The sequence below is a fragment of the Nocardia ninae NBRC 108245 genome (assembly GCF_007990755.1).
GTDB lineage: Bacteria > Actinomycetota > Actinomycetes > Mycobacteriales > Mycobacteriaceae > Nocardia > Nocardia ninae.
The window spans coordinates 241,867-253,431 of the sequence record NZ_BJXA01000003.1 but is presented as its reverse complement, the minus strand read 5'-3'; the positions used below and the strand labels follow the sequence as shown (position 1 = coordinate 253,431).

Below are 11,565 nucleotides of genomic sequence, written 5' to 3'. Positions count from 1 at the left end.
GAAACCGACATCGCCAATTGCGACCCGGACGAATCGTGGTGACAGTCCGGAACCGCGATGGTCAGCATCCACACGGCCGCGCACAACGCAGCCAAGAAGCGACCGAGCGGTCCGTGAACCACGTGCTGCACCTTATCCGACCACAGTCGGGGTCACAGGCGAACTCCTCAACGTGTCGTGGCATTCGGGAGTATTCGACGCAGGCCCGAGCACACGGCGACCCGGGCGGGTCACGCGACTACCAGGACATGCGCTGGCAGTGTTCGGCACTGCTCGCAGATTCCACCTGCAATGTGGCGTGGTGCAGGTTGTAGCTGTCGGCCAGCAGTCGCTGCCCCGCAGTGAGGACCGCGCTCGGGTTTGCGTCCTCGGCGATCGTCAGGTGAGCCGAGGCGACTTCCATTCCGGAGGTAAGAGTCCACACGTGTAGGTCATGGACCTGCTGAACCCCGGGCAGGGCCTGCAGGGCGGCATCGACTTCGGTGACATTCAACCCTGCCGGAGCATGCTGCAGCAGGATTCGCAGGGCGTGTTTACCCAGACTGTAGGCCCTGGGCAAGACGAACAGGCCGATGCCGATACCGATGAGCGGGTCGGCGTAGCGCCAGCCGAAGATCATCGTGACCAGGCCGCTGACCAGGACCCCGAGGGAGCCGAGCATGTCGGCCATCACTTCGAGGTAGGCGCCGCGAACGTTGAGGCTGTGCTCAGCGCCGCTGCGCAGCAGCAGAAGGGCGGCCACGTTCATCACAAGACCGACGACAGCGACCAGTGTCACCGGCAGTCCCGGCACCTCCGGCGGGTCAGCGAGCCGGCCGATCGCCTCGTAGAGCACCCACCCTGCCACCACGAACAGCAGCACCGCGTTGAACAGGGCAGCGAGAACTTCACCGCGGTACATCCCGTAGGAACGTTCGGCACTACGCGCCGAGCGGCGCGCCAGCATGATCGCCACCAAGGCCATGGCGACACCGAACACATCGGTGAACACATGCGCGGAGTCCGACAGCAATGCCAGCGACGAGGTGGACAACCCGACCACCAACTGCGTCACCAGCGTGATCAGGCCGAGCCCGATCGCCAACGCCAGGCGCCGAACGTACTTCCCGGAAGCGCTGCCCGCCTCCGCCGCCGAAACCCCGTGATCGTGCCCGTGTCCCACCGCCATCCTTCCTACCGCTGCCAGCTCCGACACCGCGCAACCCGTCTGCCGGGCGATAATCGGCTGCCGCATCGTAACATTCGCATGTACATATATGCGGCACCCGAGAATCTACGACACAGTCCTGCAACTGCCGGTTCACGCCAGGCCAGCGGCGCCGCCAACAGACTTGCCTGCCGGATTACCCCCGGCAGCGGCCGGGAGCGAGGACCGGAGTCCCCGAATCAGGCAGAACCGCGGTGGTGCAGCTGTCTGAGATAATTGTTGTACGCTTCGCGGTCCTCGTCCTCGCCGCGTTGCGCGTGTAGCAGCCCAGTGCTCGTGCCGCGGGTTTCGTCGCGGTACCAGCGTGCCGCGAAGACGACCACGATGACCACCGCGATCGGCTCACCGTATGACCAGGCCAAGGCGCCCGCGGTTTGTTGATCCATCAGCGGGTCGATGCCCCATCCGGCCGGCGGGTCGGTGAACATCGATAGCACCGGGGTGGTCGCCATCATCAGGACCACGCCGAAAAACACATGCAGCGGCATCTCGAGAAAAATGTCGAACAGTCGCCCCAGATTGGTCTGCCGGATCGGCAGGGGGCCGGTCGACAGAATCGGCACAATGAACAACACACCCGTTGCCAGAAAGAACACCTCGACGCCGATGTGTCCGAACCACACCGAAGCAACAGTGTCGAGGATCGGTGTGAAATACAGGCCGTAGTAGCTGAACAAGAACACCGGGATGGTGACCGCCGGGTGCAACAAAGTACGGGCCGTGCGGCTGCGCAGACCGGCGAGGGCGGCCACCAGCAACAGCCTTCCCAGGCCGTGATGGGCACTCGCGCGCAGTAACAACTGACCCGGGGAACCCAGCACGAGCAGCGGCGGGATGGTGATCGACAGCGTCAGGTGCTGGAACATCCACACGCTGAAGACCTTGTGGCCATACCCTTCGATCGCCAGCCCCATCACCACGACCAGCAGCAAGCATCCACTGACGAAACACGCTGTGCGCCACCACGGCCAGCCCCGCCCCGAGCGATGCATACGCAGCACGCCCCACCCGTACACCGCGGCCAGCGTGAGCCCGATGATCGGCAGCAGCGGCACGGGCTGGGGATTCCACTCCAGCAAAGTGCCCAGCGAAGGCGGCGCTGTGGGAAGGTGCACGGTGTCGGCAAGATTCACAGATGCACCTTCCATCGGCGACCGGCGAGGGTCAAGCGGCTTCACGTCTGGACCGGTAGCATCTGCTGCGCTGTGCCTGAAATGTCCTGTCGGGAGTGCGTGTGAGATCAATCGTCGCGATTGTGCTGATAATCGTCGCCGCCGCACTGACCGGCGCGGGTCCGGCGCTCGCACACAGCGAATTGGTCAGCTCCGATCCGGCACCCGATGGAATCATCGCTGTTGCGCCCCAGCGGGTAGAGCTCGTGTTCAACCAGAACATCGAACAGCAATTCGCGAACCTGACAGTCACCGCCGAAGACGGAACCAGTTGGGCACCAACCAAACCCACTGTCGAGGGCGCGAAAGCGCGGGCCGATATTCGCCCGGCCATCCCCGCCGGGCGATACACAGTGGCCTACCGAGTCGTCTCCGCCGACGGCCACCCCATCGCAGGCACATACTCGTTCACTCTCACACAGGCTCCGGACCTACCGCCTCCAGATTCGGCTGCGCCCCAGGCCCAACCCGCAGCGCCGTCGGCAACGGCACGACCGGAGTCCGCCCCCGCCGGGGACGGCAGTGCGGTTCGATGGATCCTCGCCTGTGCACTCGGGGGACTTCTCATCGCCGGTATGGTCCTCGCACTGCGCAGTCCCCGAAAGACACAGCGGCAACCTCGCGAATGACGACAGGCCGCGACGACGCGACCGGCCGCCCAGAATGGGCCTGGTGGGAACTGAATTTCGTTCCATAGCGATCTCTGCATGAGATCTGTAGTGTGACCGCGTGCCCATTTGCTCCCGTTTACCCGTTCCGTTGGATGTGCTCCAAGGTGCCCTCGGATGACACGTACCGCAAGAATTGCGTTGACCCTGGCGCTCATCTGCGGCGTGGGTCTGGTGGCATTGCTGCTGACCAATAGGTCCAGAGCCGAAGACCCGCGGGCCGACGTCATGGCCGGCGAATCAGCGCTGGTTCGAGCCAACAGTCACCGTCTGTCGATAGTCCCGGATGGTCGAGTGACCCTCGTGGAGTTCCTCGACTTCGAATGCGAAGCATGCGGCGGGGTATACCCCCTCGTCGAGAAGTTGCGGCAGGAATACGGCGAAAGGGTCAGTTTCGTCGTGCGCTACTTCCCGATTCCTTCCCACGTCAACGCCGAACGAGCAGCCCGCGCCGCCGAAGCGGCGGCACAACAAGGCAAGTTCGAGCAGATGTATCAGCGACTCTACGAAACACAGTCCGTATGGGGTGAGCAGCGGACACCGAAGGACGACGTGTTCCGGATTTTCGCCGCCGACCTCGGACTCGACTTAGCCGCATTCGACGCCGCATACAACGACCCCGCCACCCTCGACCGAATCCGCGCCGACATCGCCGACGGCACAGCCCTCGGAGTGGACGCAACCCCCACCTTCTTCCTCAACGGACAACGGATCACACCGCGCAGCTATCAAGACCTCTCCAACGCACTCGATCAAGCACTGCGCTGAGGTCAAGGCGCGTGGCCGCTGTGCGATTTCCAGTCGACGGGCAGCCGGATTATGATCGGCTGCTGGGCATGGCAATTCGCGTTCGTGTTCTCGGAAATCAACACGAGCACCGACATGATGAACCGGTTTAATACCGGGCTTCCCCGATACTCATGCCGACCAGCACCGCCAGCGTGACAGGTAACGATTCCATCAACCGCCGGTTACTGGGGCATCTTGGAGCACATACCGCATTCGGCGAGGCCGAGCATCATCAGCTGGCAGTTCCACCAGGACTGCAGGCCGGCCAACATGTTCGGTGTCATTGTTCTATCTCCTCTGGTGTGTTTCATCTGTTCCGACTCGCCTACCGGGTCCGGCCTTGTTGCCGCTCTGCGTTGTGCCGAACGCCGGCACTATCGCACTGGCAGGGACATCACGCTCCTCTGCCAAGACTTGGTCCGCGGCGCGGAGCCGCTGCAGCGGCGGGCTGTTCGACAACTCGAACACGCTGGAGAACGCCATCGCCGAGCCCAGCGATCAAGGGTTCAACAGGCCGGCCGCAGCCGGGCACAACGCGCATGTCATGCCTGCGATCGAGAACTCGACCTGCCGCGGGCTGCGGGGATCGGGGTCGGTGACCTCATCTGTTGCTGCATTCGGCGGGCTCTGCCACCATCATGAACCTTCCAGTAAGGTGGAATGTCAAGGGTGAATCCGTCCGAATCTCCTCCGCGAACCGGAGGTGTCATGAGGATCGGTCAAATATCCCAAGCCAGCGGAATCACAGCAAAAACAATCACTCAGCGACCGCGGCACCGGCGTGGGCTCCGCGTTCGAGCACCGGCAGGCCGCGGCGGCAACTATCCAACGCCGCATCGGCCACTGCGCGATCGTCACTGGACCCGAACCCACTTTTCTCTGCGAGCCAATAGCTCTAGCTACTATGATACATAGTAGAAATAAGTGCGGTGGTTGGTGGTGAGCGAGGTGTCGTTGCGTCCCAAACTGGCCCTAACGTCCAGGTAGGTGACAGTACGTCGGTCTGCCTACTGGGGTCCGGCAGTGCCGATTGTTCGGAGGCACGGTCGTAGACTGGGCTGACCGAGAACGAGGAGGATCGATGGCCCATCGTTTCGGGGATCTGGAAGCGGTCGTGATGGACCGCGTCTGGTCGGCTGACGACACCATCACGGTGCGGGAGGTCTACGAACATCTGCTCCGCGACCGGGAGATCGCATACACCACCGTGATGACCATCATGGACAACTTGCATCGCAAAGGTTGGCTGGAGCGAACACGGCAAGGCAAAGCCTACGATTATTGGCCGACACTCAGCCGTGAGCAATACAGCGCCAAGCTGATGCGTGATGCACTCGGCGGCGGCGGACGCTCGGATCTCGTGCTCGCTCATTTCGTCGAGCAGATCACCGAAGACGAATCGGCCGCGTTGCGAACGGTATTGCGTGGATTGGCTGCCAAGAGGAAGAAACGGTGAGTTCCGCAGTCTGCCTGCTGGTGTACTCCGCCCTCGTCTCTGTGATGACGCCGCGGCTGCTACCGCGTGTGACCGCCGGCGGCCGGGCTCCAGCGTTCGCGGTGGCGGTCTGGCTTGCAGCCCTCACCAGTGTTCTGGCCTCATGGATGGCTGCTGCGGTCGCCTTGATCGCCGATGCCATCCGTATCTGGCACAAGCCGGATTCGTCGTTGCTCGGCACGTGTTTTGCCGTGTTGCGTTCGGTCCTTTCCGGCAATGACGGTTCCGCAGCGCGGCTTGCAGTGATAGTGCTGACGTCGACGCTGTCAGGGTTCGTCGCGGTGCTCGGCTTCCGCGTTCTTCGGTCGGTCGCCCGCACACGAGTGACCAGCACTCGGCACGCTCGGTCGGTGCAGATCATCGGCCGCCGGGTGCAAGGCGTGGACGGGCTGGTGATCGATGTTCCGGAAAAGGCTGTCTACTCGGTGGCTGGACGCCACCGAACGGTAGTGATCACCACGGCCGCCTTAGCCGTGCTCGAAAAGAGCCATCTCGATGCCGTTCTCGCGCATGAGCGGGCTCATTTGACCGGACGGCATCACCTCATACTGGCAGCGACCCGCGCCCTCGCCGGTGCCCTCCCCCGGGTCAAGCTGTTCACCGTTGCTGAAACCGAAGTCGCCCGGTTGCTCGAGATGTGCGCCGACGATCGGGCCGCCCAAGACCATGGCAAGCCTGCGGTCCTCGGCGCGATTCTGAGCCTCGCCGGGGCGGTGCCCATCCCCAGAGGGGCGCTCGGCGCCGCAACGGTGAGCATCAGCGCGCGGGTCGTCCGGCTCGCCGCACCCGCTAATACAGTTCGACGCGTGCGCAGCCTTATTCAGCTCACCGCGTTCGGCGTCGTCGTCGCATCCACACCGGTACTGGCGCTCTCCGGAGCCGCGCATGGTGCCGTGATGTGCCTCCCTTTCACCAGTTAGCAGATCGCCAGGCTCGCCGACAACGATGCGGGCTAGCAGTTCTCGAAGTACGCCCGCCCATATCCAAACGACTGATGCACGTAGTTGTAAGCCCATTCACGCACTGACAGGCGCGAGCGAGCAGGCACCATCAAGACCTCGCCGGCGAAGCACTTGCCGATGATGTACCGAGCTCGGGACAGGTGCGGGATGAACGTCACCACGATCACCCGCTGCCACCGTTCTTCGCGCGCCAAGCGGACGATCTCGCGGGCCTCACCGCGCGTGGTATCCGGCACAGGCGCTAAGCAATGCACCTTGAAGCTATAAGTGCTGGCGCAGATCCGGTTCAGCGTTTGATCGTGATCCGGCAGGTCGTCGCCGTAATGGGAGTTCGACAAAATCAGCTGCGGCGCATAGCCATCCCGGACAAGCTCGAAGCCCAGCTGCTCACGGTCACGAGGATGTGCACCACCGAGGACCACAACCGCGTCCGCCGCCGCCGGGTGGTCGGCTCGAGGTCGGACATACACCGGCCACAACGCGGTCACGTAGACGGCTGCAACCACCGACAGCACCGAGCCGACCACAAGCACGCGACGAAAGACTCTGCGTGCCCCGGTCACCCCTGTTCGACGTAGCTCGATGGCCTCTCCTCGGTCACGGCCTATCGTTTGAACACCAGATAGTGTGTCTTCCCCGGCATCGATGTCGCGAAAAAGCTTCCTACACATTCGAATCCGCGTCGGCCGAAGAAGTCGACCGCGAATTGCTTGGTGGTCATGCTGGTGACGTAACCGGCACCCGAATCGAGCCAGCGGCGCAACGTGTCTTCGTCGAGGCAGTCTTCGGTCAAGATATCGAAGACCACCACGCTCTCCGGGCCGGCGATTCGCGCGATCTCGTAAAAATAGCTGCAGATATCCAAGATCTTCAGGCCGTTCAAGACCTTGTGGGAATGGACGAGATCCACTGTGCCATCGGGGGTCGCCGAAAGTTTGACACCGTCGGTCGGCCGCGCCGTGACGTTGTATGTCGTCGTGAGCCAGTCACGCCATGGGCCAGCAGTTTCGTATATCTCATAGGACTGCGGTGCGCACCTGGCGATCACTTTCTCCAGGTATCGCCCCGATCCCGGTCCAATTTCACATACGCGGCAAATCGGCCGGTCGAAGGCCCCTAATTCGGCCATCTGATCGATGGTGTCCTGCGTGCAGCCGGGGACGTTGTACTCCCGATCGATGTAGTCCCCAACTGACAATCCTGCTGCCGTTGCGGCCGCTTGCGTCTGCTCGAAGGGTATGTAGTCCTCGAACTCGTCGGTTCGTCTGACCAACTGAAAGCCGGACGGAGTCAGCAACACATTCGCTGACGCGAGCACTCTCTTTCTCAGCCTTGGCTTCGGTTCGTGCCGAGCAGGATTCGACATTGATCCCGGTTCTCCCATTCAACAGGACGAGTCGATCTGGCCGGTACCCGAACCACGACCCCGCCGTATCCGCCACCGTTCGAAATTGCGCGCGGACAGCGCGGATGCCTGCCCACCTGAGTTCCGAACCCCACATAGGGGCGGCCCCACGCGGCCATTCATACTATATAGGTTAGTAGAGCAGTACCCTCGACGTCGACAGTTCCGACCGTCGGGTGCCGCAGCCGAACATATGACCCAACGCCCAGCCGTCCCGCTCAGCAGGACAGGAACGGGTGGGCTCGTCCCAACTGACAGGGAGGAGCCCATCACTGGCAGTCGCCTCTCAGATGGCGCCGCCTGGACGCCAGAACGGCGCCGATGGCGATCCGGCGCGCAAGCTAATCCTGATGCATCCCAACAGTAGGGACGCTCTACGCAGCTCCACCCTGCCCGACGGCACTGACGAGCAACGTCGAGCTCGCGAAGCCCGCGACCACTACACGATCACAGCATGGGCATGCCAGGGAACATTCGGTTCCACCAGTCACGCATCATGCCCATCGTCTGCATGCACATCTCCGCCATCGAAATCATCTCCTTCGCATAACCTACTAAACAACCTCGTATTACCCACTGCACGCGAATGCATGCACGATCCCGCAACGGTCTGCGCCGCCAGCGGCGCAACGTGTTCGCGACGACACCCGGCGGACAAGCATCGAGCATCCCAATCGCGACAGGGCTGAGAGGGGATTCTGCGAGGACTTTTCCTGTGCAGCCATGGATTGATTCACCGCCCAGCTAACCCCAAGCGCAGACCACGCGCTGCTGGGTAGCGGCACTAGCTGCACACTGACCGGCCGAGGAACCAGCGCCCAGTCACTGCAGCGCCGGCGATTACCGATCCGGCCAACAGGATCAACCAGCCCACGCCGAACACTCGACGAGCACCGAGCGTTCTCACGTGGTGGGTTGACCTTGTTCCTGGGTACAGGGTTGAGAATGGGCGGATGCGGACCGGTGAACTGGCGGCGCGTGCGGGAGTGAGCGCGCAGACGTTGCGCTACTACGAGCGTCGCGGCCTGCTCGCGCGACCCCCGCGGTCTGCGGGTGGCTACCGCAGCTATCCCGACGAGGCGGTCGAGACGGTGCGGTTCGTGAAACGCGCTCAAGAGCTGGGGTTCAGCCTCGACGAGATCGAGGAGTTGCTGCATTTGGCCGACGGCGGCCCCGCCGACTGCGACACCGCCCGCGCACTAGCCCAGGCGCGGATCGGGCAGCTGGCCCAGCGGATCGCTGATCTGCAACGCATGCAGCAGTCACTGACCGAGCTCGTCGCGACCTGCGAGCTGCCGCGCTCGCGCCGATCGTGTCCGCTACTGACCTCACTACACAAGGAAGAATGCTGATGAGACTGGAGATCCTTCAGGTGCCGGACTGCCCGAACGTGGCGGTCCTCGAAGACCGCATCCGCCAAGCCAGCGCCGGTGAACCGGTCCAGATCGCCCACCGTGTCATCGACGACTCGGACCAAGCCGCCGCAGCGGGAATGACGGGATCACCGACATTGCTCATCGACGGACACGACCCCTTCCCGACCACCGGTCAGTTGCCGAGCCTGTCGTGCCGGCTGTACTCGCACGAGGACGGCAGGCTCGATGGTGCACCGTCGGTCGCTGCGCTGCGCGAAGCGTTGAGCCTGCCAGTGGCCGCCGGATCGTGCGACAGCGACCAGCCCACGCCGTGTTGCTCCTCAGCCGCGGATCGAGGGCCGGTCGATACCCTGGACACGTGGCGCGGTGCTGCCCGACCGGCCGATCCGGCAGAAAAGGCAGTGCATCAGGCGATCCTGCGCAGTTTTGTTGCGCACGGTGTCCCGCCGACCCTGGGTGCGCTCACCGAAGTGCTTACCGGGCATAGCGCTTCGGTCGCCGAGGTGCTGCGGCGTCTGCATGACGGCGATGTCCTCCGCCTGGATGTGGAGGGGTCGGCAATCGTCTCGGCCTATCCGTTCTCGACCGCACCGACCCCGCATCGAGCCCAGATCGCAGGCGGGGCAACCGTTTACACCATGTGTGCGATCGATGCCCTCGGCCTGGCCGCCATGCTCGACACCGATGTGTACATCACCTCCGCGGACCCGGTCACCGGCGCGCCGATCACGGTCTCGATCGAGGCCGAGCATCTCCTCGTACACCCGGTCACCACGGTGGTGTTCGTCGGCGGAACAGCCTCTCGAGGTCCCTCGGCGGACACGTGCTGTAGCTATCTGAACTTCTTCACCGACCGGTCCGGCGCCCACGCCTGGGCTGCGGGCCATCCCGAGATCGGTGGTGCGGTGATGGATCTTGCCGAGGCACACGAGTTGGGCAGCCGCATCTTCGCAAGCCTGCTTCGCGACTGACCACAGTCGAGCTCGATGAGCCGGTGATCAGTCGGCCGCTGATCCTCGGATTGTCGAGTCTTCTTAATCCGGACCCGGTGGTTCCGCCTCGCTGGATGAGGAGTAGCCACGCCGGGCGAGCGGTCAGGGTTGGCGGCCTGTGCGCCCGGTGATGGTGAGTTGGTTGCGGTGGAAGTCGTAATGTTGTGCCGGGTAGTGGAATAGGTCTGTCAGGGTCATGTACTCGGTGAAGAAGGGGTCCCACCGGGTGGGGAAGTACATGCCGCGGGCCATGTCCCGCTCGGATGCACTGTCGAGGCGGCGGTGCAGGCTGGCGATGACACGGTCGAGCTTGGCGCCCATACGGCCTCTGTTGTAGACCCGGCCTGCCGCGCACGATCCGTGATAGTTGACCCAGTGGAAAGGGCGGGTTCCGGCGTCGAGGAGCCGGGCATAGCCCCGGCTGATCCTGGGTGGTAGCCGATCGAACAGCCGCATCAGGATCAGCAGGCGCTGGACCACCATGTAGCCGAACACCATGTGGAACAACAATTGCTCGTTGGTCCAGCGCGTACCGTCAGAGACCCGGTCGAAGTCCGCTGGCATCGCGGAGTCGAGGAGCCGGTGCAAGTCGGCGCGGACTCGTTCCAGTTCGGCGTGGATCGGGGATCGATCGATCTCGGCCATGGCGGACTCATCTCTTCGAACGGTCTACCTCCACTGTCGCCCGATCCGCGACGATAGCCAGGACTTGCACCGGTAGGTCAGCGGGCCGTGACGGCGAGTGGCTGCCCGTGGGCTTGCCAGTCCTGTTTGCCCTCGATGTATCGGCGCACGTTGCGGTAGCCCAGGCGGGTCAGCTCGGCGGCGACGGTTTCTGATCCGCTGCATGTCGAATTCCAGCAGTAGACAACGATTTCGGTGTCGCGGCTGGGCAGGTGCGCGGTGGCGGTGGCGGTGATGTCGTCCCAGTCGACGGCATGCGCGCCAGGCAGGTGGCCCTTGTCGTACCAGCCCGGCCCTTGGGCATCGATCAGCACGACCGTGCCCGCCCCCATCTTGGCTATGAGTTCGTCTCGCTCGATCGGGACGACCGGTGCGAGGTCTGCGCGGTCGCTACCGGCGGCACCGAAGTAGCCGGTGTCGCCGATGACGTTGTAGACCTCCCATGGGGTGCCATCGGGGTCGGCGACCCACACTTTGTCCTGGGTGGCATAACAGCAGGTGTGGGTGGGGTCGACGCGGGTGTGCAGGCCCGCCTCGGCGAGCCGGTGGGCTTGGCGCACAACCGCTTCGCTGTCGGCGACCTCGATGCCGACGTGGTTGATGGTGGCGGGTGCGCCTTCCCCTTCAATGAGGACCAGCTTCAGCGGCGGATCGGACACCACGAAATTCGCGTAACCGTCGCGATGTTTGGCGGGCTCGACCCCGAGGAGCTCGGTGTAGAAGGTGACGGCGGCCTCGACGTCGGAGACGTTGAGCGACAACTGAAAACGCGACATGAGACTTCCTCGAAACCGTAGACAACTATTACACGTACT

Annotated in this window: 12 protein-coding genes; 6 read left to right on the top strand and 6 right to left on the bottom strand. The window is 63.6% G+C overall.

Annotated features, from left to right (window positions below; all coding sequences use genetic code 11):
- Positions 1 to 238 precede the first annotated feature (238 nt).
- Both NN4_RS04900 and NN4_RS04895 read right to left on the bottom strand, forming a co-directional pair.
- A complete protein-coding gene (locus NN4_RS04900) occupies positions 239 to 1,162 on the bottom strand; it encodes a cation diffusion facilitator family transporter (protein ID WP_371865618.1) in 924 nt (307 codons plus the stop codon).
- A 224-nt stretch (positions 1,163 to 1,386) separates the two neighbouring features.
- Positions 1,387 to 2,355 (bottom strand): cytochrome c oxidase assembly protein, encoded by a 969-nt coding sequence (locus NN4_RS04895; RefSeq protein ID WP_147128802.1) that lies wholly within the window; start codon positions 2,353 to 2,355, stop codon positions 1,387 to 1,389.
- 86 nt (positions 2,356 to 2,441) lie between these two features.
- On the opposite strand from NN4_RS04895, the gene NN4_RS04890 reads away from it, so the two are divergent.
- From NN4_RS04890 to NN4_RS04875, 4 genes are all read left to right on the top strand, one after another.
- The gene (locus NN4_RS04890) at positions 2,442 to 3,008 is read left to right on the top strand and encodes a copper resistance CopC family protein (protein ID WP_186818268.1); all 567 of its coding nucleotides are present in this window, start codon (positions 2,442 to 2,444) and stop codon (positions 3,006 to 3,008) included.
- Positions 3,009 to 3,164: 156 nt separating this feature from the next.
- A complete protein-coding gene (locus tag NN4_RS04885) occupies positions 3,165 to 3,815 on the top strand; it encodes a DsbA family protein (RefSeq protein ID WP_147128732.1) in 651 nt (216 codons plus the stop codon).
- A gap of 1,102 nt (positions 3,816 to 4,917) precedes the next feature.
- Positions 4,918 to 5,292, top strand: coding sequence for a BlaI/MecI/CopY family transcriptional regulator (locus NN4_RS04880; protein WP_147128731.1), 375 nt, complete (start codon positions 4,918 to 4,920; stop codon positions 5,290 to 5,292).
- Complete coding sequence (locus NN4_RS04875) at positions 5,289 to 6,251, top strand: M56 family metallopeptidase (protein WP_147128730.1); 963 nt, start codon at positions 5,289 to 5,291, stop codon at positions 6,249 to 6,251. Before NN4_RS04880 ends, NN4_RS04875 begins: the two co-directional genes overlap by 4 nt.
- Positions 6,252 to 6,283: 32 nt before the next feature.
- Here NN4_RS04875 and NN4_RS04870 read toward each other — a convergent pair whose 3' ends face one another.
- Together NN4_RS04870 and NN4_RS04865 are read right to left on the bottom strand one after the other, a co-directional pair.
- Positions 6,284 to 6,826, bottom strand: coding sequence for a YdcF family protein (locus NN4_RS04870; RefSeq protein ID WP_246180704.1), 543 nt, complete (start codon positions 6,824 to 6,826; stop codon positions 6,284 to 6,286).
- 71 nt (positions 6,827 to 6,897) lie between these two features.
- Entirely contained in the window at positions 6,898 to 7,593 is a 696-nt protein-coding gene (locus NN4_RS04865; RefSeq protein WP_147128728.1) for a methyltransferase domain-containing protein, read from the bottom strand.
- Between the two features lie 1,058 nt (positions 7,594 to 8,651).
- On the opposite strand from NN4_RS04865, the gene NN4_RS04860 reads away from it, so the two are divergent.
- On the top strand, positions 8,652 to 9,050 hold the full coding sequence (locus tag NN4_RS04860; protein WP_147128727.1) for a MerR family transcriptional regulator: 399 nt from the start codon (positions 8,652 to 8,654) through the stop codon (positions 9,048 to 9,050).
- Complete coding sequence (locus NN4_RS04855) at positions 9,050 to 10,045, top strand: alkylmercury lyase family protein (RefSeq protein WP_147128726.1); 996 nt, start codon at positions 9,050 to 9,052, stop codon at positions 10,043 to 10,045. Before NN4_RS04860 ends, NN4_RS04855 begins: the two co-directional genes overlap by 1 nt.
- 123 nt (positions 10,046 to 10,168) lie before the next feature.
- Here NN4_RS04855 and NN4_RS04850 read toward each other — a convergent pair whose 3' ends face one another.
- On the bottom strand, positions 10,169 to 10,711 hold the full coding sequence (locus NN4_RS04850) for a DinB family protein (RefSeq protein WP_186818267.1): 543 nt from the start codon (positions 10,709 to 10,711) through the stop codon (positions 10,169 to 10,171).
- Between the two features lie 77 nt (positions 10,712 to 10,788).
- A complete protein-coding gene (locus NN4_RS04845; protein ID WP_147128725.1) occupies positions 10,789 to 11,526 on the bottom strand; it encodes an ArsI/CadI family heavy metal resistance metalloenzyme in 738 nt (245 codons plus the stop codon).
- Positions 11,527 to 11,565 lie beyond the last annotated feature (39 nt).

Coding starts and splice junctions, on each gene's coding strand:
- NN4_RS04895 (WP_147128802.1), bottom strand. CDS start 2,355: ATGGAAGGTGCATCTGTGAATCTTGCCGACACCGTGCACCTTCCCACA.
- NN4_RS04885 (WP_147128732.1), top strand. CDS start 3,165: ATGACACGTACCGCAAGAATTGCGTTGACCCTGGCGCTCATCTGCGGC.
- NN4_RS04880 (WP_147128731.1), top strand. CDS start 4,918: ATGGCCCATCGTTTCGGGGATCTGGAAGCGGTCGTGATGGACCGCGTC.
- NN4_RS04860 (WP_147128727.1), top strand. CDS start 8,652: ATGCGGACCGGTGAACTGGCGGCGCGTGCGGGAGTGAGCGCGCAGACG.
- NN4_RS04855 (WP_147128726.1), top strand. CDS start 9,050: ATGAGACTGGAGATCCTTCAGGTGCCGGACTGCCCGAACGTGGCGGTC.
- NN4_RS04850 (WP_186818267.1), bottom strand. CDS start 10,711: ATGGCCGAGATCGATCGATCCCCGATCCACGCCGAACTGGAACGAGTC.
- NN4_RS04845 (WP_147128725.1), bottom strand. CDS start 11,526: ATGTCGCGTTTTCAGTTGTCGCTCAACGTCTCCGACGTCGAGGCCGCC.